Origin of the sequence: Herbaspirillum sp. 1130 (assembly GCF_017833835.1) — a bacterium.
Classification (GTDB): domain Bacteria; phylum Pseudomonadota; class Gammaproteobacteria; order Burkholderiales; family Burkholderiaceae_D; genus Herbaspirillum; species Herbaspirillum huttiense.
Map to the genome: position 1 here is coordinate 21,079 of NZ_JAFICQ010000002.1, position 26,420 is coordinate 47,498.

Annotated in this window: 21 protein-coding genes; 18 read left to right on the forward strand and 3 right to left on the reverse strand. The window is 63.1% G+C overall.

Annotation, left to right across the window (positions count from 1 at the left end; translation table 11 throughout):
• Nucleotides 1–95: 95 nt before the first annotated feature.
• The 13 genes from otsB (at nt 96) to JOD78_RS08990 (ending at nt 15,037) form a co-directional block, all read left to right on the forward strand.
• The gene (gene otsB / locus JOD78_RS08930) at nt 96–842 is read left to right on the forward strand and encodes a trehalose-phosphatase (protein ID WP_034329435.1); all 747 of its coding nucleotides are present in this window, start codon (nt 96–98) and stop codon (nt 840–842) included.
• An 84-nt stretch (nt 843–926) separates the two neighbouring features.
• Entirely contained in the window at nt 927–2,816 is a 1,890-nt protein-coding gene (locus tag JOD78_RS08935) for a glycoside hydrolase family 15 protein (protein ID WP_034329431.1), read from the forward strand.
• Entirely contained in the window at nt 2,816–4,210 is a 1,395-nt protein-coding gene (gene otsA, locus JOD78_RS08940) for an alpha,alpha-trehalose-phosphate synthase (UDP-forming) (RefSeq protein WP_039785232.1), read from the forward strand. The genes JOD78_RS08935 and otsA overlap by 1 nt, the downstream gene beginning before the upstream one ends.
• 178 nt (nt 4,211–4,388) lie before the next feature.
• Complete coding sequence (locus JOD78_RS08945) at nt 4,389–4,745, forward strand: FmdB family zinc ribbon protein (RefSeq protein WP_121042382.1); 357 nt, start codon at nt 4,389–4,391, stop codon at nt 4,743–4,745.
• A 19-nt stretch (nt 4,746–4,764) separates the two neighbouring features.
• Entirely contained in the window at nt 4,765–5,400 is a 636-nt protein-coding gene (locus JOD78_RS08950; protein ID WP_034329425.1) for a DUF502 domain-containing protein, read from the forward strand.
• Nucleotides 5,401–5,496: 96 nt separating this feature from the next.
• On the forward strand, nt 5,497–7,302 hold the full coding sequence (gene aspS, locus JOD78_RS08955; protein ID WP_209568257.1) for an aspartate--tRNA ligase: 1,806 nt from the start codon (nt 5,497–5,499) through the stop codon (nt 7,300–7,302).
• A 285-nt stretch (nt 7,303–7,587) separates the two neighbouring features.
• A complete protein-coding gene (locus tag JOD78_RS08960) occupies nt 7,588–8,889 on the forward strand; it encodes an MFS transporter (RefSeq protein ID WP_121042384.1) in 1,302 nt (433 codons plus the stop codon).
• A gap of 8 nt (nt 8,890–8,897) precedes the next feature.
• The gene (locus tag JOD78_RS08965) at nt 8,898–10,127 is read left to right on the forward strand and encodes an amidohydrolase family protein (protein ID WP_034329458.1); all 1,230 of its coding nucleotides are present in this window, start codon (nt 8,898–8,900) and stop codon (nt 10,125–10,127) included.
• A gap of 120 nt (nt 10,128–10,247) precedes the next feature.
• Nucleotides 10,248–11,153 carry a LysR substrate-binding domain-containing protein gene (locus tag JOD78_RS08970; protein WP_209568255.1) on the forward strand — a complete coding sequence of 302 codons (906 nt, stop codon included), beginning with the start codon at nt 10,248–10,250 and terminating at the stop codon, nt 11,151–11,153.
• Between the two features lie 50 nt (nt 11,154–11,203).
• Nucleotides 11,204–11,707 carry a dihydroneopterin triphosphate diphosphatase gene (gene nudB, locus JOD78_RS08975; protein ID WP_121043062.1) on the forward strand — a complete coding sequence of 168 codons (504 nt, stop codon included), beginning with the start codon at nt 11,204–11,206 and terminating at the stop codon, nt 11,705–11,707.
• 54 nt (nt 11,708–11,761) lie between these two features.
• Nucleotides 11,762–12,559, forward strand: a complete 798-nt coding sequence (locus JOD78_RS08980) for an endonuclease/exonuclease/phosphatase family protein (RefSeq protein WP_121042386.1) — start codon at nt 11,762–11,764, stop codon at nt 12,557–12,559.
• Between the two features lie 2 nt (nt 12,560–12,561).
• Nucleotides 12,562–13,725, forward strand: coding sequence for a phospholipase D-like domain-containing protein (locus JOD78_RS08985; protein WP_039785243.1), 1,164 nt, complete (start codon nt 12,562–12,564; stop codon nt 13,723–13,725).
• A 136-nt stretch (nt 13,726–13,861) separates the two neighbouring features.
• On the forward strand, nt 13,862–15,037 hold the full coding sequence (locus JOD78_RS08990; RefSeq protein WP_039785245.1) for an acetyl-CoA C-acetyltransferase: 1,176 nt from the start codon (nt 13,862–13,864) through the stop codon (nt 15,035–15,037).
• A gap of 41 nt (nt 15,038–15,078) precedes the next feature.
• Here the strand turns inward: JOD78_RS08990 and JOD78_RS27950 are convergent, their stop codons facing one another.
• From JOD78_RS27950 to JOD78_RS09000, 3 genes are read right to left on the reverse strand one after another with little or no spacing between them, the layout of a single operon-like run.
• Nucleotides 15,079–16,296 carry a phospholipase D-like domain-containing protein gene (locus JOD78_RS27950; RefSeq protein WP_245202080.1) on the reverse strand — a complete coding sequence of 406 codons (1,218 nt, stop codon included), beginning with the start codon at nt 16,294–16,296 and terminating at the stop codon, nt 15,079–15,081.
• Nucleotides 16,229–17,008, reverse strand: a complete 780-nt coding sequence (locus JOD78_RS27955) for a hypothetical protein (protein ID WP_245202081.1) — start codon at nt 17,006–17,008, stop codon at nt 16,229–16,231. The genes JOD78_RS27950 and JOD78_RS27955 overlap by 68 nt, the downstream gene beginning before the upstream one ends.
• Before the next feature lie 26 nt (nt 17,009–17,034).
• Nucleotides 17,035–19,935 (reverse strand): type VI secretion system Vgr family protein, encoded by a 2,901-nt coding sequence (locus JOD78_RS09000; protein WP_209568253.1) that lies wholly within the window; start codon nt 19,933–19,935, stop codon nt 17,035–17,037.
• Between the two features lie 183 nt (nt 19,936–20,118).
• On the opposite strand from JOD78_RS09000, the gene JOD78_RS09005 reads away from it, so the two are divergent.
• From JOD78_RS09005 to JOD78_RS09025, 5 genes are all read left to right on the forward strand, one after another.
• A complete protein-coding gene (locus JOD78_RS09005) occupies nt 20,119–20,493 on the forward strand; it encodes an RNA-binding S4 domain-containing protein (RefSeq protein ID WP_121042390.1) in 375 nt (124 codons plus the stop codon).
• 83 nt (nt 20,494–20,576) lie between these two features.
• Nucleotides 20,577–21,038, forward strand: coding sequence for a hypothetical protein (locus tag JOD78_RS09010; protein WP_121042392.1), 462 nt, complete (start codon nt 20,577–20,579; stop codon nt 21,036–21,038).
• Between the two features lie 217 nt (nt 21,039–21,255).
• On the forward strand, nt 21,256–21,957 hold the full coding sequence (locus tag JOD78_RS09015) for a TetR/AcrR family transcriptional regulator (protein WP_034329398.1): 702 nt from the start codon (nt 21,256–21,258) through the stop codon (nt 21,955–21,957).
• A gap of 17 nt (nt 21,958–21,974) precedes the next feature.
• A complete protein-coding gene (locus tag JOD78_RS09020) occupies nt 21,975–23,765 on the forward strand; it encodes an acyl-CoA dehydrogenase C-terminal domain-containing protein (protein ID WP_209568251.1) in 1,791 nt (596 codons plus the stop codon).
• A 222-nt stretch (nt 23,766–23,987) separates the two neighbouring features.
• Entirely contained in the window at nt 23,988–26,375 is a 2,388-nt protein-coding gene (locus JOD78_RS09025; RefSeq protein ID WP_121042396.1) for a 3-hydroxyacyl-CoA dehydrogenase/enoyl-CoA hydratase family protein, read from the forward strand.
• Nucleotides 26,376–26,420: the final 45 nt, after the last annotated feature.

Here is a 26,420-nt window from a genome sequence, read left to right on the forward strand (position 1 = left end):
TCCAACGCCCGGGTTTTCGAACTTATTCGATATTTATTTGACAATAATTCGAGAGCCACCCGGAACTTATTTGCTTTCCATCAACCTGAAATGGCATGACTGAGCACATTCGCCCCTACGATGTCGCTGCCGATGCGTTGTTTCTGGACTTCGACGGCACCCTGGTCGACCTGGCGCCCCAGCCTGAAGAGATCGTGGTGCCGCCGGAGCTGATCACGCTCCTGCAGCGCATCCAGCAAGAATCGGACGGCGCGCTGGCCATCGTCAGCGGCCGTCCGCTCGATCAACTGGATTTCTTCCTGGCCCCGCTGCGCCTGCCTGCGGCCGGTGTGCATGGTGCCGAGCGGCGTACGGCCGATGGCCGCATCCTGCAGCAACCGGTGCCGGACGTGCATCACCTGCGCGAGCGCCTGCTGCCGCTGGTGGAGTCGCATCCCGGCCTGCAGCTGGAACTCAAGCGCGGCGCACTGGCCCTGCATTACCGCCACGCCGCCCATCTGGAACAGCGCTGCGTGGAGACCATGATGGACGCGCTGCGCCATGAACCGGGCTTCACCTTGCTGCACGGCAAGATGGTGGTGGAAGCCAAGCCGCACATCAACAAGGGCGACGCCGTCGCCGCTTTTCTGCATGAGGCCCCGTTCCGGGGCCGCCGTCCGGTCTTCATCGGCGATGACGTGACCGATGAGGCCGGCTTTGCCATCGCCCAAGGTGAAGTCTTCGGCGGATTTGGCATCAAGATCGGCGCCGGCCCCAGCCAAGCCCTGCAACGCCTGGCCGATCCAGCCGCCGTGCTGGACCTGCTGCGCCAGAGCGTGGAGGTACGCAGCACCCCCGGATAGCCTTCGTACCGGCCTGTTTGCCGGCCCCGCAGCACATCGCCTTCCATCAAGAAATCTGACCCACAGAACAGAGCACGAGGAACCATGAGCCAGCCCAGCCCCGATCCGCATCAAGAAGCGCAACCGCAACCCCACTCCCAGACGCAGCATTCCGAACAACCGCACCTGGCCGCGCAGGCGCACGACATGCCCTCGACCTCCTCGCTGGAGCTGGGCGTGATCGGCAATTGCGCCTTCTCGGCCTTGGTGGACAAGATGGGCCGCATCGTCTGGTGCTGCCTGCCGCGTTTCGATGGCGACCCGGTCTTCAATGCCTTGCTCGATCCGACCGACAATGGCGCGCTGTGGGCTTTCCAGCTGGAGAATTTTTCCCACAGCGAGCAGTGGTATGAACCCAATACGGCGGTGCTGCGCACCCGCCTGTACGACACGCTGGGCCAGGGCATCGAGATCACCGACCTGGCGCCGCGCTTCCAGAGCCGCGGCCGCTTCTTCCGGCCGCTGCAGCTGGTACGCCGCATCCATCCGCTCTCGGGCGCGCCGCGCATGCGCGTGGTGCTGCGTCCCAAGTTCGACTGGGGCCGCGAAGTGCCGCCGCAGACGCGCGGCAGCAACCACATCCGCTATGTCGGCCAGGAACAGACCCTGCGCCTCAATACCGATGCGCCCATCAGCTACATCGTCGACGAGACCGCCTTCGTGGTCAGCCGCCCCTACAACTTCATCCTCGGTCCGGACGAAACCCTGCATGGCGGCATCAACGATACCGCCCGTGATTTCGAGCAGGAAACCACCGCCTACTGGCGCAACTGGAGCCGCGCCCTGGCCACGCCGCTGGAGTGGCAGGATGCCGTCATCCGCGCCGCCATCACGCTGAAATTATCGGTGTATGAAGATACGGGCGCGATCATCGCCGCCATGACCACCAGCGTGCCCGAAGCACCGGGCAGCCAGCGCAACTGGGACTACCGTTATTGCTGGCTGCGTGACGCTTTCTTCGTGGTGCGTGCCCTCAACAGCCTCTCCGAGCTGGGCACCATGGAAGACTACCTGCGCTGGCTGACCAATGTGGTGGTGCGTTCCGGTGGCGGCCACGTGCAGCCTCTCTACGGTATCGGCCTGGAAGAAGCGCTGCCCGAGCAGATCCTGGATCACCTGCCGGGCTACCAGCATCACCAGCCGGTGCGCGTGGGCAATCAGGCGTATGAACACTTCCAGCACGACGTCTACGGCAACATCGTGCTGGGTGCGGCGCAGGCCTTCCACGACATGCGCCTGCACCATCGCGCCGGGGCCGAACACTTCCAGCATCTGGAAGCGGTGGGCGAACGTGCTTATGAAGTCTACAACCAGCCCGATGCCGGCATGTGGGAGCTGCGTACCCGCTCGCGCATCCATACCTCGTCGGCGCTCATGAGCTGGGCCGCCTGCGACCGCCTGGCCAAGATCGCCGCCCGCGTGGACCTGCCCGAGCGCGCCCGCTACTGGGGCGACCGTGCCAAGGAAATCGGCGACCGCATCCTCACCGAAGCCTGGAATGAACAGCGCCAGGCCTATGCCGAAAGCTTCGGCGGACGCGACCTCGATGCCAGCGTACTGCTGATGGTGGAGGTCGGCCTGATCTCGCCCACCGATCCCCGCTTCATCTCCACCGTGGAAGCGCTGGAGAAGTCCCTCTGCGACGGTCCCTACATGCGCCGCTACGAAGCCCCGGATGATTTCGGCCGTCCCGAGACTGCCTTCAACATCTGCACCTTCTGGCGCATCGACGCGCTGGCGCGCATCGGCCGCAAGGAGCAGGCGCGCGAGATCTTCCAGGCCATGCTGGATGCCCGCAACCACCTGGGCCTGCTGTCCGAGGATACGCATCCGGTCACGCGCCAGATGTGGGGCAACTTCCCGCAGACCTATTCGATGGTGGGCATCATCAACTGTGCGATGCGCCTGTCGGCGTCATGGGAGGCGGTGATCTGATGGGCAGACTCGTCGTCGTTTCCAATCGCCTCGCCGATCCCCGCAAGCCGGCTGCCGGCGGGCTGGCCGTCGCGCTTGGCGAGACCCTCAAGAAGACTGGCGGACTCTGGTTCGGCTGGAGCGGCAAGGTCGTCGAGAACGGCACGCCCGGCGAGGGCGAGCTGCGCGTCAACCAGGCCGGCCCGGTCACCCTGGCCGAACTCGACCTGTCGCAGGAAGACCATGATGCCTACTATCGCGGCTACGCCAATGGCGTGCTGTGGCCGGTCTTCCACTATCGGCTGGACCTGGCGCATTTCGAGGCGGGTCACCTGGGCGGCTATCGCCGGGTCAATCAGCTCTTCGCGCGTAAATTGTTTCCGCTGTTGAAGCGCGATGACATCGTCTGGATCCACGATTACCACCTCATCCCGCTGGCCGCCGAACTGCGCGCCATGGGCTGCGAGGCGCGCATCGGCTTCTTCCTGCACATCCCGCTGCCGCCGCCGCCCATCCTGACTGCCATCCCTTCGCATGAATGGCTCATGCGCGCGTTGTTTGCCTATGACCTGGTGGGCTTCCAGAACCATGCCGACCTGCAGCACTTCGCCCAGTACGTGCAGGCCGAAGCGACCGCCGAGCCGGTCGGCCCCAACCAGTTCCGCGCCTTCAACCGCACGGTGCATGCCAATGCCTTCCCGATCGGCATCGACGTGGCCGAATTCCAGCGCCTGGGCCAGGCCAAGGAAGCGCGCGATACCTATGAAAGCACCAAGGCCGAGTACTCACGCCGGCGCTTGCTGATCGGCGTGGACCGGCTGGATTATTCCAAGGGCCTGCCGCAGCGCATCCGCGCCTTCCGCGAACTGCTGCGCCTGTATCCGGAAAATCGCCACAGCGCCACCTTGCTGCAGATCGCCTCGCCCAGCCGTGAAGACGTGGAAGCCTACGGCGACATCCAGCGCGAGCTGGAAAGCCTGTGCGGCTCCATCAACGGCGACTTCGGCGACTTCGACTGGATGCCGATCCGCTACATCCACCGTACCGTGGCGCGCCGCCGCCTGCCGGGTTTGTACCGTGCCTGCGCGGTGGCCCTGGTCACGCCGCTACGTGACGGCATGAACCTGGTGGCCAAGGAATTCGTCGCCTCCCAGGACCCGGACGATCCGGGCGTATTGGTGTTGTCGCGCTTTGCCGGGGCGGCCGAGCAGATGAAACAGGCGCTCATCATCAATCCCTACGACACCCACGGTGCCGCCCAGGTGATCCAGCAGGCCCTGCAGATGTCGCAGGGCGAGCGGCGCGAGCGCCATGCCGCACTGATGGAGAACATCCGCCAGTTCGACGTGCATTGGTGGTGTCGTGAATTTCTTGACACCCTGCGCAGCAGCCGCGCCGCCCCTGTTGAGGGATGAGACGGGAGCCGGCCACCGGCAGGGCCGGGTGGTGAATAAACTTTCCAAAAAGCAAATCTTTGCCTGGTGCGAGGCCCGAGCCGTCGCGCCAGCGCATCGCCTGCGCGGGCAGGTTCACTAAAACTCCGCCAAAAGCCTTTATAATTCAGGGTTTTGGAAGTTTTTTGCGGAGTTTGTCATGCCCATTTATGCGTATCGCTGCGAAGCGTGTGGTTTTGCCAAGGATGTCTTGCAGAAGATCTCTGACGATGCGTTGACCGTTTGCCCCTCCTGCAACAAGGACAGCTTCCGGAAGCAGCTGACTGCGGCCGGCTTCCAGTTAAAGGGCTCGGGCTGGTACGTGACCGATTTCCGGGGCAATGGCAGCGGCACGGCCAACAGCAAGGGTGCCAATGGCACCGGCATTGCCGGCTCAGCTGACGCCCCCGCTGCGCCTGCCGATGCACCTGCTGCTGCAGCTGCTCCGGCCGCTGCGCCCGCACCGGCACCGGCGGCGGCTGCCCCTGCGGCAGCGTCCACCCCCAGCGCCAGCTAACGAGGCCTTCCTTTCCCCCATGCGCAAATACTTCATTACGGGTCTGCTGATTCTGGTCCCCCTGGCGATCACGCTGTGGGTACTGAACCTGATCATCAGTACCATGGACCAGTCGCTGCTGCTGCTGCCGGAGGCCTGGCGGCCGGCGCACTGGCTGGGCCACAACATCCCCGGCCTGGGCGCGATCCTGACCTTGCTGATCGTGTTCCTCACCGGCCTGGCCGCGCGCAATTTCATCGGCCGCCGCCTGGTGCTGCTGTGGGAAGGCCTGCTGACCCGCATTCCGGTGGTGAAGTCGATCTATTCCAGCGTCAAGCAGGTTTCCGACACGCTGTTCTCGCCTTCCGGCAACGCCTTCCGCAAGGCCGTGCTGATCCAGTACCCGCGCCAGGGTTCGTGGACCATCGCCTTCCTGACCGGCGCGCCCGGTGGCGAGGTCAAGAACCACCTGCAGGGTGACTTCATCAGCGTGTATGTCCCTACCACCCCCAACCCGACTTCCGGTTTCTTCCTGATGCTGCCACGTGCCGATGCCATCGAGCTCGACATGTCGGTGGATGCAGCCCTGAAGTACATCGTCTCCATGGGCGTGGTCGCCCCCGAGATGGTCACCGACAAGAAGATCATCACCGACGCGGCGGCGCCGAAGAATTGAGGGGGCGGCCGGCAGTCCGCTGCCCGGCCAGCCCCGCCTTCGCCCTTAGCGTCTTCTCTGAAATCCAACAAGAACACTGTCAACGGAATCACAACCATGTCCATGCGAACCCAATACTGTGGCCTCACTACCGAGGCACTGCTCGCCCAAACCGTCAGCCTGTGCGGCTGGGTGCACCGTCGCCGCGATCACGGCGGCGTGATCTTCATCGACCTGCGCGACCGCGAAGGCCTGGTCCAGGTGGTCTGCGACCCGGATCGCGCGGATGTCTTCAAGAATGCCGAATCGGTGCGCAACGAGTTCTGCCTGCGCATCACCGGCCTGGTGCGCAACCGTCCGGAAGGCACCACCAACGCCAACCTGAAGTCGGGCAAGATCGAAGTGCTGTGCCACGAACTGGAAGTGTTGAACCCGTCGGTGACGCCCCCGTTCCAGCTCGATGACGACAGCCTGTCGGAGACCACCCGCCTGACCCACCGCGTGCTGGACCTGCGCCGTCCGCAGATGCAGAACAACCTGCGCCTGCGCTACAAGGTCGCCATGGAAGTGCGCAAGTTCCTGGATGCACAAGGCTTCATCGACATCGAAACCCCGATGCTGACCAAGTCCACCCCGGAAGGCGCTCGCGATTACCTGGTGCCCTCGCGCGTGAACGCCGGTGAATTCTTCGCCCTGCCGCAATCGCCGCAGCTGTTCAAGCAGCTGCTGATGGTGGCCAACTTCGACCGCTACTACCAGATCACCAAGTGCTTCCGCGACGAAGACCTGCGTGCTGACCGCCAGCCGGAATTCACCCAGATCGACTGCGAAACCTCCTTCCTGAACGAACAGGAAATCCGTGACCTGTTCGAAGGCATGATCCGCCTGGTCTTCAAGAACGCGCTGGACATCGACCTGCCGAACCCGTTCCCGGTGATGGACTTCGCCACCGCCATGGGCATGTATGGTTCGGACAAGCCGGACATGCGCGTCAAGCTCGAATTCACCGAGCTGACCGATGTCATGAAGGACGTGGACTTCAAGGTCTTCTCGGGCGCTGCCAACAGCGAAGGCGGCCGCGTGGTCGGCCTGCGCGTGCCGGGCGGCGCGGAAATGCCGCGTTCGGAAATCGACGCCTACACCCAGTTCGTGGCCATCTACGGCGCCAAGGGCCTGGCCTACATCAAGGTCAATGAAAAGGCCAAGGGCCGTGACGGCCTGCAGTCGCCCATCGTCAAGAACATCCACGATGCGGCCCTGAACGCCATCCTGGAAAAGACCGGCGCACAAGACGGCGACCTGATCTTCTTCGGTGCCGACAAGGCCAAGGTGGTCAACGATGCCATCGGCGCGCTGCGCGTGAAGATCGGCCACAGCGAATTCGGCAAGAAGAACGGCCTGTTCGACGACGCATGGCGTCCGCTGTGGGTGGTCGACTTCCCCATGTTCGAATACGACGAAGACGGCCAGCGCTGGGTCGCCCTGCACCACCCGTTCACCTCGCCCAAGGATGGCCACGAAGACTTCATCTCGACCAACCCGGGTGCGGCCATCGCCAAGGCCTACGACATGGTCCTGAACGGCTGGGAACTGGGCGGCGGCTCGGTCCGTATCCACCGCGCCGACGTGCAGAGCAAGGTGTTCCGCGCCCTGAAGATCGATGACGAAGAAGCCCGCCTGAAGTTCGGCTTCCTGCTGGACGCCCTGCAATACGGCGCGCCCCCGCACGGCGGCATCGCCTTCGGCCTGGACCGCCTGGTCACCATGATGGCCGGCGCCGAATCGATCCGCGACGTGATCGCCTTCCCCAAGACCCAGCGCGCCCAGTGCCTGCTGACCCACGCCCCGTCGGAAGTGGACGAGAAGCAGCTGCGCGAGCTGCATATCCGCCTGCGCAATACCGAGCCGGCAGTGAAGGCCTGATCGATTCATCGATTCGACATTCAGCTCCGTATCGATTCATCGATTGGGTTGATGAATCGATGAGGGCAGCAACAAGAAGCGCGTGCAGAAATGCACGCGCTTTTTTCATTCCGGTAGCGGATTCCTAAACGATATAAACAATATAAAAAGTTAAGGCGAAAAATCGCCAAATCATTTACGCATGCATGCGTACAGAGCATGGCTGCATGCACAGATATCATTTCCGCCAGTCTCCCGCTGACCCTATTATCGGCCGCATATCAACGTCTGACATGAGGGGAGAGCATGCAAGCAACGACATTACCAGCCGGCGGGATTCCGGTGGTCACCAACCACCAGCGCCGTCGCGCGATCATTGCCACCGTGATCGGCAATGGTCTCGAATGGTTCGATTTCACCGTCTACAGTTTCTTCGCGGTGATCATCGCCAAGCTGTTCTTCCCGACCGGTAACGACCTGACCTCCTTGCTGCTGGCAGTGGCCACCTTCGGTGTCGGTTTCTTCATGCGTCCGGTGGGCGGCATCCTGCTGGGCATCTACGCCGACCGCGTGGGCCGCAAGGCGGCGCTGTCGGTCACCATCCTGCTCATGGCGGTGGGCACCACCATGATCGGCCTGGCACCGACCTATGAAAGCGTGGGCCTGTTCGCCCCGCTCATCATCGTCGTGGCACGCCTGCTGCAAGGCTTCTCGGCCGGCGGCGAAATGGGCAGCGCCACCGCTTTCCTGACCGAATACGCGCCCGAGCGTGAACGCGCCTATTACTCCAGCTGGATCCAGGCCAGCATCGGCGTGGCCGTGCTGCTGGGTGCAGCCGTCGGTACCTTCGTCACCACCAGCCTGGATCCGCAGGCCCTGGCCAGCTGGGGCTGGCGACTGCCCTTCCTGCTCGGCATCATCATCGGCCCGGTGGGTTACTACATCCGCAATCACCTCGAAGAAACCCCGACCTTCCTCGAAGAAAAGGACAAGACCGATTCGCCCTTGAAGGAAGTGATCCGCAACTTCCCGCGCGAGACTTCGGCCAGCTTTTCGATGGTGATCCTGTGGACGGTCTGTACCTATGTGCTGCTGTTCTACATGCCGACCTACTCGGTCAAGGTGCTGAAGCTGCCGCAGACCACCGGCTTCATCGCCGGCATGGTCGGTGGACTCTGCATCATGGTGCTGGCCCCCATCGTCGGCCGCCTGGCCGACCGCATCGGACGCCGTCCGCTGCTCTCGGGTGCGGCCGCACTGATCCTGGTGCTGGCCTATCCCATGTTCGCTTACATCAACAGCGCGCCCAGCCTGTCCACGCTGCTGATCTTCCAGCTGGTCTTCGGCACCCTGATTGCGGCCTATACCGGCCCCATCCTGGCGGCCTTCTCCGAACTGTTCCCGGCCAAGGTGCTTTCCACCGGCCTGTCGGTGGCCTACAACCTGGCCGTGACCATCTTCGGCGGCTTTGCTTCCTTCTTCATCACCTGGCTGATCGCTGCCACCGGCAACAACATGGCCCCGGCCTTCTACGTGATGATCGCCGCTGCCATCAGCTTCGTCGGCACCCGCTTCGTGCGTGAGCCGCAGTACCTGCAACAACACTGAAATTCGCCATGACCAAGATTCTCCTGAAGGGCGGCAACGTCCTCGACCCGGCCCTGGGCAGCCTGTTCCCGCGCCATGATGTCCTGATTGAAAAAGACCGCATCGTCGATGTCTCCGCTACCCCGCTGGAGGTGAGCGGCGCACGCGTGATCGACGTCACCGGCAAGACCGTCATGCCCGGCCTGATCGATTGCCACGTGCACGTGCTGGCCTCGCTGGCCAACCTGGGCCTGAATGCCTTGCAACCCGGCTCGCTGACTTCGATCCGCGCCTTGCCCATCGTCGAAGCCATGTTGAATCGCGGCTTCACCAGCGTGCGTGATGCCGGCGGTGCCGACTGGGGCCTGGCGCAAGCCATCGCCATCGGCCTGGTACCGGGACCGCGCATCTTCCCCTCGGGCAAGGCGCTGTCGCAGACTGGTGGCCATGGCGATTTCCGGCCGCGTTCCGATGTGCTGGAGCCGTGCTCCTGCGCCTTCCGTGCCGGTGCCATTGCGCGCGTGGCCGATGGTGTGGATGCCGTGCGGCTGGCTGCCCGCGAGGAATTGCAGAAGGGCGCAACCCAGATCAAGATCATGGCCTCGGGCGGCGTCGCTTCGCCGACCGACCCCATCGGCAATACCCAATACAGCGAAGATGAAATCCGCGCCATCGTGGCCGAAGCCGAAGCCGCGCAGACCTACGTGATGGCGCATGCCTACACCGGCCGCGCCATTGCCCGTGCCGTGCGCTGCGGCGTGCGCACCATCGAGCACGGCAACCTGGTCGATGCCGAGGCTGCACGCGTGATGCGCGAGCACGGTGCCTTCGTGGTGCCCACGCTGGTGACCTACGATTCGCTGGCCCGTGATGGCGCGCGCCTGGGCCTGCCGCCGGATTCGGTGGCCAAAATCGAATCGGTGCGCCAGGCCGGCCGTGACTCGCTGCGCATCTATGCCGAGCACGGCGTGCAGATGGGCTTCGGCTCGGACCTGCTGGGCGAGATGCATCAGGATCAATCGACCGAATTCCTGATCCGCGCCGAGATCCTGGGCAACCTGGAAACCATCCGCTCGGCCACCTCGATTGCCGCTGCGATCCTGCAGCGCGAAGGCGAACTGGGCACCGTGCGCGCCGGTGCGCTGGCCGACCTGATCGTGGTCGACGGCAATCCGCTGCAGGACATCACGCTGCTGACCGGCCAGGGTGAACACCTGTCGCTGGTCATGCAATCCGGCCACATCCACCGCAGCCGCTGATCGCCGGTACTGCGTCGTTTGCGCCGCAGCTTTCCGCACCTCATGGGAAAGCTGCGGCGGGCATGCTTTTCGCTCTACCATCTCGACCTGGATGAGACCTTTCGAGCCGGAGCGCCGACCATGCGTATATCGCCCCTTCCCCCATTACCTTCGCTGATCGCCTTCGAGGCGGCCATGCGCCATGGCAGCTTCACCTGCGCGGCGGCTGAACTGCACCTCACGCAAAGCGCCATCAGCCGCCAGATCGCCCAGCTGGAGCGCTTTCTCGGCAAGAAGCTGTTCCTGCGCGAGCCGCGCGCACTGCGCCTGACGGTGAGCGGCCAGCGCTATGCCGCGCTGGTGCAGCGCCTGCTGGTCGATTGCGCTGAAGCCACTGAAGACATCATGAAGCGCAAGGGCCATCAGGAATTGACGGTGGCCTGTTCGCAGGGGGTGGCGGTGCTGTGGCTGACACCGCGCCTGGCGCGTTTTCGCGCCCAGCATCCGGATTGCCACCTGCGCCTGGTGGTCAATGACAGCCTGGCCCAGCTGTCCGAAACCGATTTCGACATGGGCATCTACTTCCTGCGCGATGGCCCGCCTTCGGGCCTGGCGGTGCGCCGCCTGTATGACGAGGAAGTGTTCCCGGTCTGCTCCCCGGCCTATCTGAAGGGCCGTACGCTGGCCCCTGCCGAGCTGCCCCAGGAAACCCTGCTGATGCTGGAGGACGGGCAGCGCCAGTGGATGTCCTGGCAGAACTGGCTGGCGCACAACGGGGTGGACGATGTGCGCATCGAACAGCAGATCCTGTCGAACCAATATCCGGTGCTGTTGCAACTGGCCATGGAAGGGCAGGGTATCGTGCTGGCCTGGCGTCACATGATCGACGCCTGCATGGAACAAGGGCTGCTGGTGCGCGCCTGTGAAGCCAATGCCAGCCTGGGCGGCGGTTATTATGCGGTGTGGCCGCGCGACCGCATCGAGCATGCAGCGGCACGGGCCTTCCGCAGCTGGCTGGTGGCCGAGAGCGAAGCCTCGCTGCTCTGAAACGCTGCCGTCCCGATACAATGGAGCCTTTCCCGCATCACGGACAGGCCATGACGCAAGCCAAGCCCTACAAGATTCCCGAATCGGTGCTGGTGGTGATCCACAGCGCCGATCAATACGTGTTGTTGATCGAACGGGCCGACCAGCCCGGCTTCTGGCAATCGGTGACCGGTTCCAAGGATGCCCTTGATGAGCCCTTGTCGGAGACCGCCCGACGCGAGGTGGAGGAAGAAACCGGCATCGTGGTGGCCGACACCGGCGTAGACTCCTTGCAGGATGGCGGAAACCGCGTGCCGCGCGCGCATCTGCGCGACTGGCAACTTTCCAACATCTATGACATCTATCCGGTCTGGCGGCACCGCTATGCGCCGGGCGTGACGAGAAACACCGAACATGTCTTTGGCCTGCTGGTGCCCCGTGATATTCCGGTGACGCTGGCCCCGCGCGAGCACACCCGCCATGTCTGGCTGCCGTATCGCGAGGCAGCCGACCGCTGTTTCTCGCCCTCCAATGCGGAAGCGATCCTGCAGTTGCCGCGCTATCTGGCGACCTAGCCAGCGTCTTGCGCGGGACCGCCACCGGACAAGAACAAGAGAAAGGTTGCATCGATGAAGCTGCGCGTTGCCACATACAACATCCACAAGGGCGTGACCTCCTTTGCCGGCCGCCCGCGCATCCTGGCGCTGAAGCAGGCGCTGGCACAACTGGATCCGGACATCCTGTTCCTGCAGGAAGTGCAGGGCCGCCATGACCTCAACGCCCTGCGTCACGCCTCCAACTGGCCGCAGCAGGGGCAGCATGAATATCTTGCCGGTGATACCCACCACGCCGCCTACGGCATGAATGCCGTGTATGACCATGGCCATCATGGCAATGCGCTCATCTCGCGTTTTGAAATCGCTTCCATCCGCAACCAGGATGTGTCGGACCATGCCTATGAGTCACGCGGCATCCTGCATTGCGTGGTGCCCATCGAAGGGGTGGAGGTGCATTGCTACGTGATTCACCTGGGGCTGTTCGCAGGGGGCCGTCGGCGCCAGATCGATGCGCTGATCCAGGCCGTGAGCGCCTCCTCGCCGCCTGATGCGCCCTTGCTGATTGCCGGTGATTTCAATGACTGGACCAACCAGCTGAGCCGCACGCTGTACCAGAATCTGGGCGTGACCGAAGTGTTCGATCAGCCGCAGCCCAATGCGCGCGGCGTGATGCATGGCTTGCGCCGGCTCGGTGGCTTGTCGGCACCGATCCGCCCGGCACGGACCTTCCCGGCCATGATGCCGTGGCTGCGATTGGACCGCATCTATGTGCGAGGTTTCCGCGTGGAAATGGCGGAGGTCCTCAAGGATGGCCCCTGGGCGCGCCTGTCGGACCATGCCCCGATCGTGACCGAACTGCAGCTGGCCTGATCTTGCGCCACCTCACCTTTACTGACGGCAACCAGATTGCGCTGCTGCACAGTGGCGCGGGGTTCTATCCCGCCCTGATCAGCGCCATCGACGCAGCACGCGTCGAGATCTATCTGGAAACTTATATTTTTTCGCTCGACGATACGGGCATACTGGTCTGCGAAGCCCTGCAAAGGGCCGCCGGACGCGGTGTTGTGGTCTATGTCATCAATGACTGGCTCGGTACCGGACGCGAAAATACTAACAAATTGCGACTCGCACTGACGGCGGCCGGGGTGCAGCATCGCTCCTTCAATCCCTGGTTCCGGCGCGGCGTGGCGCGCAGCCACCGCAAGCTGTGCGTGGTGGATCGGCAGGTGGCCTTCGTTGGCGGGCTCAACATCAATGACGACATGGTGTCCGACCGTGACCACATCACCGCGCTGCCCGCACCGCGCTGGGATTTCGCCGTGAGCGTGCTCGGGCCGCTGGTGCAGGACATCTATCGTGAAGTGCAGGCGCAATGGCTGCGTGTGGGGCGCATGAAACTGAAGGCGCGCTGGCGCAACTTCAAGCGCCTGCGCCATGGCCACCCAGGTCCAGTGCATGACCAGACCCAGGCTGCGCTGGTGGTGCGCGACAATTTCCGCAACCGGCGCACCATCCAGCGCGCCTATCTGCAGGCGCTGGGGCGTGCGCGGGAGACGGCCTTCCTCGCCAATCCCTATTTCGCCCCGGGCCGCAAGATGCGCCGCGCGCTGGAAGAAGCCGCCATGCGCGGGGTGAAGGTGACCCTGCTGCTGGGCGTGGGACAGTTCGTGATGCAGGATGCGGTGGCGCATTCCTTCTATCCCAAGCTCCTGCGGGCGGGCGTGCGCATCATCGAATACACCCATACGGAACTGCATGCCAAGGTGGCCGTGGTGGATGACAAATGGGCCACCGTGGGATCGAGCAACTATGACGGCCTGTCGCTGTTCGTCAACCAGGAAGCCAACGTGGTGGTGCAGGATCCGGCCTTCGCCGCTTACCTGCGCCAGGAGATCGAAGCCGGTGCGGCAGGGGGCCGGGTGGTGCACCTGTCGGACTTCCTGCACGTGCCCTGGTACAAGCGCGCGGCGTATGGTGCGGCCTTCCTCCTCTATCGCACGGTAATTCACATCATCACGCTCGGAAAAGACGCTTGAGACTTTTTGCCGGGTGTTTGATTTACCGAAAATTCACCATATCGCGTTCCAAGCTGAAATCGAATAAGATGACCATCCCGGTTTTCGAAGGACAGCCGTGCGCGGCTTCCTGCCATTTCAATAAAAGGAGCGAGTTATGGATGATGTGGTCATTGTCGCAGCACAGAGAACGGCGATCGGCAAATTCGGCGGATCCTTGTCGAAGATTGCGGCGGCCGATCTGGGTGCGCAAGTCATCAAGGCCCTGCTGGCCAAGACCGGCATCAAGCCGGAAGCCATCAGCGAAGTCATCCTCGGCCAGGTGCTCACGGCTGGCCTGGGCCAGAACCCGGCGCGCCAGTCGGTCATCAAGTCGGGCCTGCCTGACATGGTCCCGGCCTTCGTGGTCGGCAAGGTCTGCGGCAGCGGCCTGAAGGCGGTGCAGCTGGCGGCGCAGGCGATTCGCTGCGGCGACGCCCAGATCGTCATCGCCGGTGGCCAGGAAAACATGAGCGCCTCGCCGCACGTGCTCAACAACTCGCGTGACGGTTTCCGCATGGGCGATGCCAAGCTGACCGACACCATGATCGTCGATGGCCTGTGGGACGTCTACAACCAGTACCACATGGGCATCACCGCCGAGAACGTCGCCAAGAAGTTCGAGATCAGCCGTGAAGAGCAGGACGCCTTCGCAGCTGCCTCGCAGAACAAGGCTGAAGCGGCGCAGAAGGCCGGCCGGTTCAAGGATGAGATCGTGCCCATCGAAATCAAGGGCAAGAAGGAAACCGTGGTCTTCGATACCGATGAATTCGTCAAGCACGGCGTGACTGCCGAAGCCCTGGCGGGTCTGCGTCCGGCCTTCGACAAGGCTGGCACGGTGACGGCCGGCAACGCCTCCGGCATCAACGATGGTGCGGCGGCCGTGGTGGTGACCTCGGCCAAGCTGGCCGCGGAACTGGGTCTGCCGGTGCTGGCCAGGATCAAGGCGTATTCCTCGGCTGGCCTGGATCCCAGCATCATGGGCATGGGCCCGGTGCCGGCATCGCAGCTGACCTTGAAGAAGGCCGGCTGGACGCCGCAGGATCTGGACCTGATGGAAATCAACGAAGCCTTCGCCGCGCAAGCCATTGCGGTGAACAAGCAGATGGGCTGGGACACCAGCAAGATCAACGTCAACGGCGGCGCCATCGCCCTGGGCCACCCCATCGGTGCCTCGGGCTGCCGCGTGCTGGTGACGCTGCTGCATGAGATGGTGCGCCGTGATGCCAAGAAGGGCCTGGCGAGCCTGTGTATCGGTGGCGGCATGGGCGTGGCGCTGGCGGTGGAGCGTTGAGCCTGTTGATGCGCTTGTCGTGATGAAGAAACGCCGGCTTTTCAGCCGGCGTTTTTCTTTGGGGCAAGATGGGGGACCCGCCGATCAGCTTCCTTTTGCCATTGGTTCTTCCGCACTGAAATTGCGGATCGTGATGGCTTTGCGTCCTGAAGGCAGGGGTTGGTTGGCCTGATCCAGCCATTGCCATTCAATTTCTTTCGGAGAGATGTCCAGCCCGCGATCACGCGGATCGGGGAAGGGCTGCCCTTCTTCGACATAGGCCTGGCGGTTCCACTGGTTGAAGACCTTGGCCAGAGGATGGGCCGGATCAATTCGTCCGTGCCAGATACCGGTAGCGGGTGCAGGAAGCAAGCCAGTGGCAAGCAGTTCGCGTGAAGGAACGGGAATCTCGCGCAGCACGCCTTGTCCAGCAGCTGTCGTTGCCACTGAAGGAAGGTTCTCTTGATGTCCAATGGAGATCCATTGCCGCCATCGCACGCTGTCCTGCTAAATGAGTGCAAGGAAAGAACTTCCTTCCTCAGTTTTTCGCTCAACAGCGGATCATCACACCCGATATTGATTTCAGCATCCACCGCCATGCTGCGCAGATTGAGATTGGCGCTGCCCAAGGTGAAGAAGGCATCGTCGATGATCATCAACTTGCTGTGAATGTAGATCTCGCGATATTTGTCGCCCGTGCTTTTCGCGGTATGGTCGTAGGTCCAAAGGCTGGCTGCCAGCGTCTTGATACCCAATGCCTCCAATTCCTCGGCGATCTCGGCATTGCCGTAGGGTTCCTGTTGTCCCGGCGGGGGCTTGGGCGTTCGTACGAGCTCGGGTGGCGTACCATTACCGGTCTCTTTGAAGCGGACCCTTTCAATCTCCCTCTGTTGCTGTTTCTGACGGACCTGTTGCTGCTCTTCGAACATCTTGTCCTGCTCAGGCATCGAAGTTCCCAGCCCGAGCAGCTTGAGTGCTTCATGCGTGGCCGGGACCATCTGTACTCGTTCGGGTGTGGGGATGACGATGAAGACATGCAGATCCGGAAGGGTCTTCAATGGCTGTCCCGCTTCCTTCCACGCAGCAATGAAGTTGCGCCGCATTTGCTTGAGATACCTGGCCCATTCGGTGTACTGGAAATACTGGTTTTCGATGTAGATGTAGTTGGAAGCAAAACTGGTCGCTTGCCGATACAGGCGCTGGATGGTGTTGTCACCTTCCTCCGGCTGGGTGCGCACGATCTGCGCGCGGTGAGCGGCCTTGCCCGCGCTTGCCTTCATGTTCACCGTTGGCATGGGCATAGTCGATCAGTATCGTTTTTTGATGCGCAGTCGATGCCTGGACCAGGGAGTGATGTTCCGTGATCGTAAGCTTGGTCGATTTCTCTTCTTTGAGACTTTCCCGGACCTTGTCGGCATTGCCTGCACGGACCTTGAAAGTGAGATGAGCCTGCGTGCCATGGGTCGCTTCAAAGAACCACAGTGCATTGAAATAGCTGCGACGCTCCTGTGGCGTGAGACCGGCTTCGTGCGGCTTGCCGGAAAGGCGCTCCTTGTCCCGGATGCTCTTGAGCTTCTTCGCGTCGAGCTCGTCGTAGCCGGGCGTATTCTTCGCCATCGTGGAGATCATGCCCTCGTTCCAGCACAGCACGCGCACGTTGACCGGGCTGCCATTGTTGTGCTTGCCGGCCGCAACCTCCCTGAGCAAATCCCCCCAGGTCGGACCGCGCGGCCAGGTGTTGCCCTTGCGTTCCAGTTCCATGGCAGGGTCGAAGCCCCAGCAGATGATCTCCACGCTGTGTCTCGCCTGGCGGATGTCTTGCAAGATACGAGCAAAGCCCTCTTCGCCGCAGATCAATACTTCAAGCTGGTTGGCGTGATAGATCGGAGAATTGCTGTCCTCCGCGCGCTCCAGCAGCCATTGCGCGGTGGCGGTGGCACTACGTTTGCGCAGGTCGATGGGGACGCTGCCTGGGTGGTAGGTCTGTGTCATGGCGATGATCCAAAAAGGGAAGGGGTTCAGGCGCCGGCATGGCGCAGGCGGCTGTCTGCGTCCGCTTCTGTGCTGCGGTAGCCCGAGGCCGCCAGTTGCTGGTCCAGTGCACTGATCTGTTCGTGGACCGGTAAATCAAAGCAGTAGCCATTGGGGAGCTTGACCGAGTAGCTGTCGTCGCCCGGCTGATGGCCTTCGATCCTTAATCGCCCGGCCGCGTCAGTGACGCCCACGGCGATCTGCGCCCCCTGCTTGAAGAGCGTATAGGGCTGGTGTGCCAGCGGCCTTCCATCGCGCGCATGACTGCGCAGGCGCACCAGCAAACTGCCGCTCTGCTGCAAGTCTTCATAGGTAGGCGGTGGCGCTATCTCCGGTGGCGGACAATTGGCCGGACCCAGCACATTGTGTTCAGCAGCCTGTTGCCGCCACTGTCCGCTGGTGCCGTGTTCGATGAGGCTGGCATTCCAGCGGCTGAAGCTGCCGCCGCCATGGATTTGCGTGTCATCGCGCGAACGGATGCTGATCTTCGGGGCCTGCAGAATGATCTCTTCGCTGGCCTCCAGCAGGATGCGCCGCGCAGCCTGAAGCTCGACGTGTTCTTCGTGCGCCTGCACCTTGACACTGCCCTTGCCGCTGATCAGCTTCATGTGCTTGCCGGCAAAGGCAGCGAACATTTCTCCTGCCCGCATCAGCAATTTGCGTCCGGCATTGAGCTGGGTATTGTCCCGGCTGACCAGGTCGATATGCCGGGACGCGCCCAGCACCATGGTGTCCTGGCTCGTCACGCTCACGCCGGCCGGTGCGTCGAGTGCGACCATGGGTGCCGCAGCGTGCCTCGTGCCGCCTGCCGCTTCGCTCGTGTCCCATGATTGCAGCTGCTCCCTGATGCGCTCCAGTTGCGCCAGATCGGTCGCTTCTGCGTGGTGCCTGGCGGCATCCTGGCTCAGGCGCTGCGCCAGTTCCGCCAGACTGCGCAGGGTGTCCAGCTGGGCCTCGCGCTCCAGCATGCGGCCGCGCCCACCGTCCTGTGCTTGTGCCGTAATGAGGATGCCTTTGGCCCCACGCAGGACGCCATGCCCATCCGTGCGCGCCTCCAGTCCCTCGCCACGGCCATCTCCCCGCCCGTCGTGGCGCGGTTCGGTGAGATAACCCAGATTCATCTGGCTGTGCTGGTGCTCGCTGGCCAGTTGCGTGCTGATCTGTCCGGGCGTGTCATCCAGGCGCAGCTGGTTGTAGCGGGCACCTTCGATTTCCTTGCTCTTGATCCCCGAGAGGAAGCGATTGCCGGGCAAGCCGCCGCTGTGGCTGAAGCGCGCCGGATGGTTGATGCCGTTGTGCAGGACACCGGCGACGAACATCTTGTCCGGATCACCCCCAAGAAAATCGATCAGCACTTCCATGCCGACCCGGGGCACCGCATCGTGCCCATAGCCTGCTCCGGCCCAGGCGCTCGATACCCGCACAAATGCGCTATCCCGTTCCTGCCCGCTGGTGCCCGCACCTTGCGCGTGGACGTGGTCTTCCACGTGCAAGCCCTGCAGTTGTACCTTGATGCGGCCCAGTTCGTCGCAGTACACCTCCTCGTTGGCAGGCCCGACTACCAGTGCGGTAACCGGATGCACGGCCGGCAGATGCAGCCGGGGATCGTAATGCGGTGCCAGCGGCGCGCTGCGGCGGCAGCAGCTGAGCTGGTTGCGGTAGCGCATGTCCGCTGCGCCCTGCACATCGGCTTGCCAGGTGGAGGCGGGCAGCAGGCGGTCGATCGCATCCTGCAACGCTTTGGGGAAATTGTTTTCGGCTTGCTGCCGCAAGGAAGTCACGATGAATTCGCGCAAGGTGCGATCTTGGCCGTGCATGTCCGGATGCCCTTCCAGCTCGAACCAGTGCCCCACCGCCAGATCGCGCACCGTACCGCTGGCCTCGAAGGATTCGCTGCGGCCCTCGTGCGCCAGCATGCGGGCATCGGCCAGGCGCAAGTGATCTTGCTGGCCACCCGCAGCGTGAGGGGCCTCGATCAACCCGTCATTCAGGATGGCGGCCAATGCCCTGCCGGTATCGCCCTGGTCAATCGCGCTGTGGCTGGCGGCTTCCTCCAGGCGCACCGCCTTGTAGTCCCAGCTGCCGCGCCATACGCGACCCGGCACCAGGCTGCGCTGGCGGCTCCATGCGCTGATGGTGTCGCGCTCCTCGGTGGCACCCTCGCGGTGGTAACGCACCGTACCGGCAAGGGCCCGGGGCAGCAGGGCGGACTGATCGCAGAACACCAGCGTATGCATTGGTACGTCTGCATGCGCTGTCCTGCCGGTATTGGCAGCCGGCTGGGGGCTGGCCACATACCAGGCAATGCCCTCGCGCCGGCAGAGCCGCCTGATGAAGTGCGCATCGGATTCGTTGAACTGATGGCTGATCTCGCGCATCGGATAACGGCGATCTTCCAGGCCATCCAGATCGAAGTGAAACGCCGTCGCCAGTGCGGGGCTGCGCTGACGCCATTCACCGAGCATGATCTCCAGGATGCGCGGCACGCTCATTTGACGGAAGACGCGGGTGTTGATGCGCTCCTCCATGATCGACAGCGCGTCCTTGAGCGTGAGCTGGTAGACCCGCAGCGCACCGTCGGCCTGGCCGGCGCGCGCCTCGGTGATGATCCCGTTAGTGTGATGCAGACCGCCTCGGTCGGTCACCATCTCGATGCCCAGCGGCTGTCCAAGCAGGGCCTGCAGCGGCAGTTCAGGATCGCTGGACACGCAGGTCAGCTTCGCCTGCAGTCCTTCCAGACAGGCTTCCTGGATATCGACTTGCTGCACCAGCAGCCATTGCGCGAAATGAGTCTCCTGCCCTCGCCAGCGCAGCCTGAGGGGACGGTGTAGCTGCGAGAGTACGGCGCCGGCAAATGCCGCAGCGATGGTCTGGAATTGATCTGTCATGGCGGAACGGACGGCAGCGACAAGCGTGGTCAGAAAAACTGGCAAGCATAGTGACGCTGATCCACCAGGGCAGAGATTCACCAAAGAAAGGAAGTGAATCCCGATTTTCTTGAGCAAATGATTCAAAAAATATCGATAATTACCGCTACTCACTAAGCATCACTGACCACTTCTCATCCCGACATGGACACCACCCGCATCGACAAATGGTGCTGGGCCGCACGCTTCTTCAAGACGCGGTCACAGGCCACCGAAGCCGTGGAGCGCGGCCGCATCAAGCTCAACGGCGAGCGCACCAAGCCTGCCCACAACGTCAGGAACGGTGATCGCCTAGACATCGACAACGGTTCCACCGAATGGGAAGTGCTGGTTACCGGCATTGCCGACAAGCGTGGCTCGGCCGCCATTGCCGCCACCCTCTATCAGGAAACCGAAGAGAGCATTGCGCGCCGTGCCGCGCTGGCCGAACGCCATCGCCTCTTCCGCGAACCCTCGGCCGAGATCAAGGGACGCCCGACCAAGCGTGACCGCCGCCTGCTCGACCGTTCCTCATCCTGATCCCGCCGCAGCGCTGGCTCGTTGTAAGATGAAGGCCGTTTTCCCCGGCCTGTCTTTTCTCCAACCCAGGTGCAAAGGTGCAGATGTCTCAGGTGGTCTCTTCCGAATCGATGCAGTCCGTCCCCGTGGCCCGGCCCCTGCGCAAGGAGTGCCCGCCCGGTGCCTGCGACTGCCAGCGTGAAGCGCTGCTGGAATGCCTGCACGCGCCCGAAGCGCGCGTACTCTGGCTCACCCGTGAAGAAGAAAAACGTCTGATCGAACGCATCACCCGCGTCAGCACCTACGACGAGCTGCTGCATGTGGGCAGCCTCATGCGCAAGAACCTCGGCATCCACCTGCACATCAGCCCCGGGGCCAACGAGGTGCGCACCGTGCGCGGCCTGCAGATCCACCTGGCCGAGCAGCCCGGCCTGTGCCGCAAGACGCGCGACACCATCCCGGCGGCCATCCGCAAGTGCCTGGAAAACAACCCCACCATCGTCTACGCCCTGCTCGATGCCCACGACCTGCTGGGCGCCGCCAGCCCCCCTTCCGAATCCGCCTGAAGGCTTGCCGCCCGGCAAAAATCCATGCCGCAAGACAGCCCGATTTTTTGTTTGACATTTGCGGCGCTATGAATAATAGTACGATCGTTCGAATAAATTCTGCATGAAGATAAATTCATGCCGGGTTATCCAGGGCACAAGACAGCGGACCCCGAGCCGCGCCCGTCGAACCGGTTCCTTCCCGTCGCCGCCTGCGGCGGATATCAAAGAGACAACGATGACTGAGACAAGCAAGGTGACCACCGCGCCCGCCCGGCCCAAGTTCCTGCGCAAGGGCGAGCAGACCCGCGCCGCCATCCTGGATGTGGCGCTGGAGCTGGCCAGCCGTGATGGCCTGGAAGGGCTCACCATCGGCCTCCTGGCCGAGAAGATGAAGATGAGCAAGTCCGGCGTCTTCGCCCATTTCGGTTCGCGCGAGGACCTGCAGATCGAGGTCGTGCGGCTGTACCACAACCGCTTCGAGCAGGACGTGTTCTATCCCTCCATCAAGGAGCCGCGCGGCCTCCCGCGCCTGGAAGGCATGTTCGCGCGCTGGATCAAGCAGGTCACGGTGGAAATCGCCCTGGGCTGCATCTACATCAGCGGCGCGGTCGAGTATGACGACCGTCCCGGTGCCATTCGCGATCACCTCGTTGCCATGGTCCAGGCCTGGCGCGATGCGCTGGAGCGCTGCATCAAGCAGGCCATGGAAGCCGGCCACCTGCGCACCGACATCGAGGTCAGCCAGATGGTCTATGAAATGTATGGCCTGATCCTGGCCCTGCATCACGATGCGCGCTTCCTGCACATTCCCGGCAGCGTCGAACGTGCCGAGGCCAGTTTCCGGCGTCTGATCGACAGCTACCGCCCGCAGGGCAGCGACAGCGCCAGTACCAGCGCCCCCAAGAATTCCAAATCGGCTGCCAGGAAGGCAGCGTAACCCGTCCGGAGACATTCATGCCCCAATACAACGCCCCCTTGCGCGACATGCAATTCGTGCTGCACGAGCTGCTCAATGTCGAGGAAGTGTTCAAGGAACTGCCGCCCCACGCCGACACCAACCGCGAACTGGTGGACCAGGTGCTGGAAGAGGGCGGCAAGTTCGCCTCGCAGGTCCTGTTCCCGCTGAATCATTCGGGTGACCGCGAGGGCTGCCATTTCGATCGCGAGAGCAAGGCCGTGACCACGCCCAAGGGTTTCAAGGAAGCCTACAAGCAGTACGTGGAGGCCGGCTGGGCGGCGCTGTCCTGTGATCCGGACTTCGGTGGCCAGGGTCTGCCGCTGACGATCAACAATTCCTTCTACGAGATGCTGAACTCGTCCAACCAGGCCTGGACCATGTACCCCGGCCTGTCGCACGGTGCCTACGAATGCCTGCATGCGCACGGTTCGGACGAACAGAAGCAGCTCTACCTGCCCAAGCTGGTCTCGGGCGAGTGGACCGGCACCATGTGCCTGACCGAAGCGCACTGCGGCACCGACCTGGGCCTCCTGCGCAGCAAGGCCGAGCCGCAGGCTGATGGCTCCTACAAGATCACCGGCAACAAGATTTTCATCTCCGCCGGTGAGAACGACGTGTCCGCCAATATCGTTCACCTGGTCCTGGCCCGTCTGCCCGATGCGCCCGAAGGTTCGAAGGGGATTTCACTTTTCCTGGTTCCCAAGTTCCTGCCCAATGCCGACGGCTCGCTGGGCGCGCGCAACCCGATCTTCTGCGGTGCCATCGAAGAGAAGATGGGCATCCACGGCAACGCCACCTGCCAGATGAATTTGGACGGCGCCACCGGCTGGCTGATCGGCCAGCCGCACAAGGGCCTGCAGGCCATGTTCGTGTTCATGAACGCGGCGCGCCTGGGCGTGGGCATGCAAGGCCTGGGCCTGACCGAAGTGGCGTACCAGAACGCCCTGGTCTACGCCAAGGACCGCCTGCAGATGCGCAGCCTGTCCGGCATCAAGGCCGCCGACAAGCCGGCTGATCCGATCATCGTGCACCCGGACGTGCGCCGCATGCTACTGACCGCCAAGGCCTTCGCCGAAGGTGGCCGCGCCTTCACTTCGTATGTGGCGCTGGAGCTGGACAAGGAACTGACCCACCCCGATGAGCAGGTGCGCAAGGACAGCGCCGACATCGTGGCCCTGCTGACCCCGGTGGTAAAGGCCTTCCTGACCGACAACGCCTGGATGGCCACTTCCGAGTGCCTGCAGGTCTACGGCGGCCACGGCTACATCGCCGAGTGGGGCATGGAGCAATACGTGCGCGATGCCCGCATCAACATGATTTATGAAGGAACCAACACCATCCAGTCGCTGGATCTGCTGGGCCGCAAGATCCTGATGGACAACGGTGCCAAGCTGAAGAAATTCGGCGCGCAGATCCAGGCCTTCGTGGAAGAGCACGGTGCCGATGAGTCCATGTCCGAGTTCATCACCCCGCTGGCCGACATCGGCGACAAGGTGACCAAGCTGACCATGGAAATTGGCATGAAATCCTTCGCCAACCAGGATGAAGCCGGTGCGGCTGCGGTGCCCTACCTGCGCGTGGTGGGCCACCTGGTGTTCTCCTACCTGTTCGCCCGCATGGCCAAGATTGCGCTGGAAAAGCAGGACAGCGGCGACGCCTTCTACACCGCCAAGCTGGCCACGGCGCGCTTCTACTTCGCGCGCCTGCTGCCGGAAACCGCGATGCTGATCCGCCAGGCCCGTTCGGGTGCGGCCAACCTGATGGCGCTGGACGCAGAACTGTTCTGATCGCAACACCACGCCGCGCGCGGGCTGCACGCCTGCACGCGGCGTTGATCCAACGCAATGCGGCCCGTGACGGCGTCACGCGGGCGTCACTGCGGCAGGGCATGCTGTGAGCCGCCGCACCCGGGATAAAGAGCGTACAGTGAGCGCTCGTCCCAGCGGCGCAGCACCTTGCCAGGCCCGAATTCATGTTTCATGTTTGCAGCACCAGCAAAGGAGATTTGCGTGTCCAATTTCATCGTCAAAAAAGTGGCCGTGCTCGGCGCGGGCGTCATGGGGGCCCAGATTGCCGCCCACTGCATCAATGCCCGCGTGCCGGTCGTGCTGTTCGACCTGCCGGCCAAGGAAGGCCCGAAGAACGGCATCGTGCAACGCGCCATCGAGAACCTCAAGAAACTGAGCCCGGCGCCGCTGGGCAACAAGGATGACGCGGCCCTGATCCAGGTCGCCAACTACGAGGATGACCTGGCCGTGCTGGAAGGCTGCGACCTCATCATCGAAGCCATCGCCGAGCGCATGGACTGGAAGCACGACCTCTACAAGAAGGTCGCCCCGCACATCGGTCCCAAGGCGATCTTCGCCTCCAACACCTCGGGCCTGTCGATCAATGCCCTCTCCGAAGGTTTCGATGCGGGCCTGAAGGCGCGCTTCTGCGGCGTGCACTTCTTCAACCCGCCGCGCTACATGCACCTGGTCGAACTGATCCCGACCCAATCGACCGAACCGCACATCCTCGACCAGCTCGAAGCCTTCCTCACCACCACCCTGGGCAAGGGCGTGGTGCGGGCCTTCGACACTCCCAACTTCGTGGCCAACCGCGTGGGCGTGTTCGGCATCCTGGCCACCATCATCGAAGCCGAGAAGTATGGCCTCTCGGTCGATGTGGTCGATGACCTCACCGGTGCCAAGCTGGGTCGTGCCAAGTCCGGCACCTTCCGTACCGCCGACGTGGTGGGCCTGGATACCATGGGCCATGTCATCCGGACCATGCAGGACAACCTGAAGGACGATCCCTTCTTCTCTTCCTATGCCACCCCGCCGCTGCTGGCCAAGCTGGTCGAGCAGGGCGCGTTGGGCCAGAAGAGCGGTGCCGGTTTCTACAAGAAGGTGGGCAAGGACATCCTGCGCATCGATCCGGCCAAGGGCGATTACGTTCCGGGCGGTGCCAAGGCCGATGACATCATCGCCCGCATCCTCAAGGAAAAGGATCCGGTCAAGCGCATGAAGGCGCTGCATGATTCGACCAATCCGCAAGGCCAGTTCCTGTGGGCCATCTTCCGCGATGCCTTCCACTACATCGCCGTGCACCTGGAATCGGTGGCCGACAACGCCCGTGACCTCGACTTCGCCATGCGCTGGGGCTTCGGTTGGAGCGTCGGCCCCTTCGAGACCTGGCAAGCTGCCGGCTGGAAGCAGATCGCGCAATGGGTCAAGGAAGACATCGAGGCCGGCAAGGCACTCTCCACCGCACCGCTGCCCGACTGGGTCTTCGATGGCCGTGATGGCGTGCATTCGGAGAAGGGCTCCTGGTCGCCCTCCAAGAAGGCTGACGTAGCCCGTTCCGAGCTGCCGGTCTACCAGCGCCAGGCCTTCCGTGCCCCGCTGGTGGGCGAGGGTGCGGCCGATGGCAAGAGCGCCGGTACCACCTTCTTCGAAGACGAATCAGTGCGTATCTGGCATCAGAACGACGATGTGCTGATCCTGTCCTTCAAGACCAAGATGCACGTGATCGGCCAGGGCGTGATCGATGGCATGAACAAGGCCGTCACCGAAGCCGAACAGAACTTCAAGGGCCTGGTGATCTGGCATCCGGATGCAGCCGAAGGCGGCGCCTTCTCCGCAGGTGCCGACCTGCAGTCGATGCTGCCGCTGTTCATGTCCGGTGGCGTCAAGGCCATCGAGCCGGTGGTGCACCAGCTGCAGCAGGCGCACCAGCGCCTGAAGTACGCCAGCGTGCCGGTAATCGCCGCTGTCGCCGGCCTGGCGCTGGGCGGTGGCTGCGAATTGCTGCTGCATACCGCCAAGCGCGTGGTCTCCATCGAGTCCTACATCGGCCTGGTGGAAGTGGGCGTGGGCCTGATCCCGGCCGGTGGCGGCCTGAAGGAAGCCGCCGTGCGCGCTGCCAAGGAAGCCAAGGGCAACGACATCCTGCAGTTCCTGAAGGAATACATGCTGGCTGCAGCCACTGCCAACGTCTCCAAGTCCGCACTGGAAGCGCGCAAGCTGGGTTACCTGCGCGAGGATGACGTGATCGTCTTCAACCCCTATGAATTGCTGCACGTGGCCAAGGTCGAGGCGCGCGCGCTGTTCGATGCCGGTTATCGTCCGCAACTGCCGCCGCAGGTGCCGGTGATCGGCCGCAACGGCCTGGCCACCATCATGGCGCAGCTGGTCAACATGCGTGATGGCGGCTTCATCTCGGCCCACGACTTCAAGCTCGGCAAGATGATTGCTGAGACCGTCGCCGGTGGTGAAGTGGAAGAGGGCAGCATCGTCAATGAACAATGGCTGCTCGACATCGAGCGCAAGTTCTTCATGGAGCTGCTCAACCACCCCAAGACCCAGGAACGCATCATGGGCATGATGCAAACCGGCAAGCCTGTGCGCAATTAATGAAATCTCTCTCCCCCTGAAGGGGAGGGAGAGTCCAAGGAGATT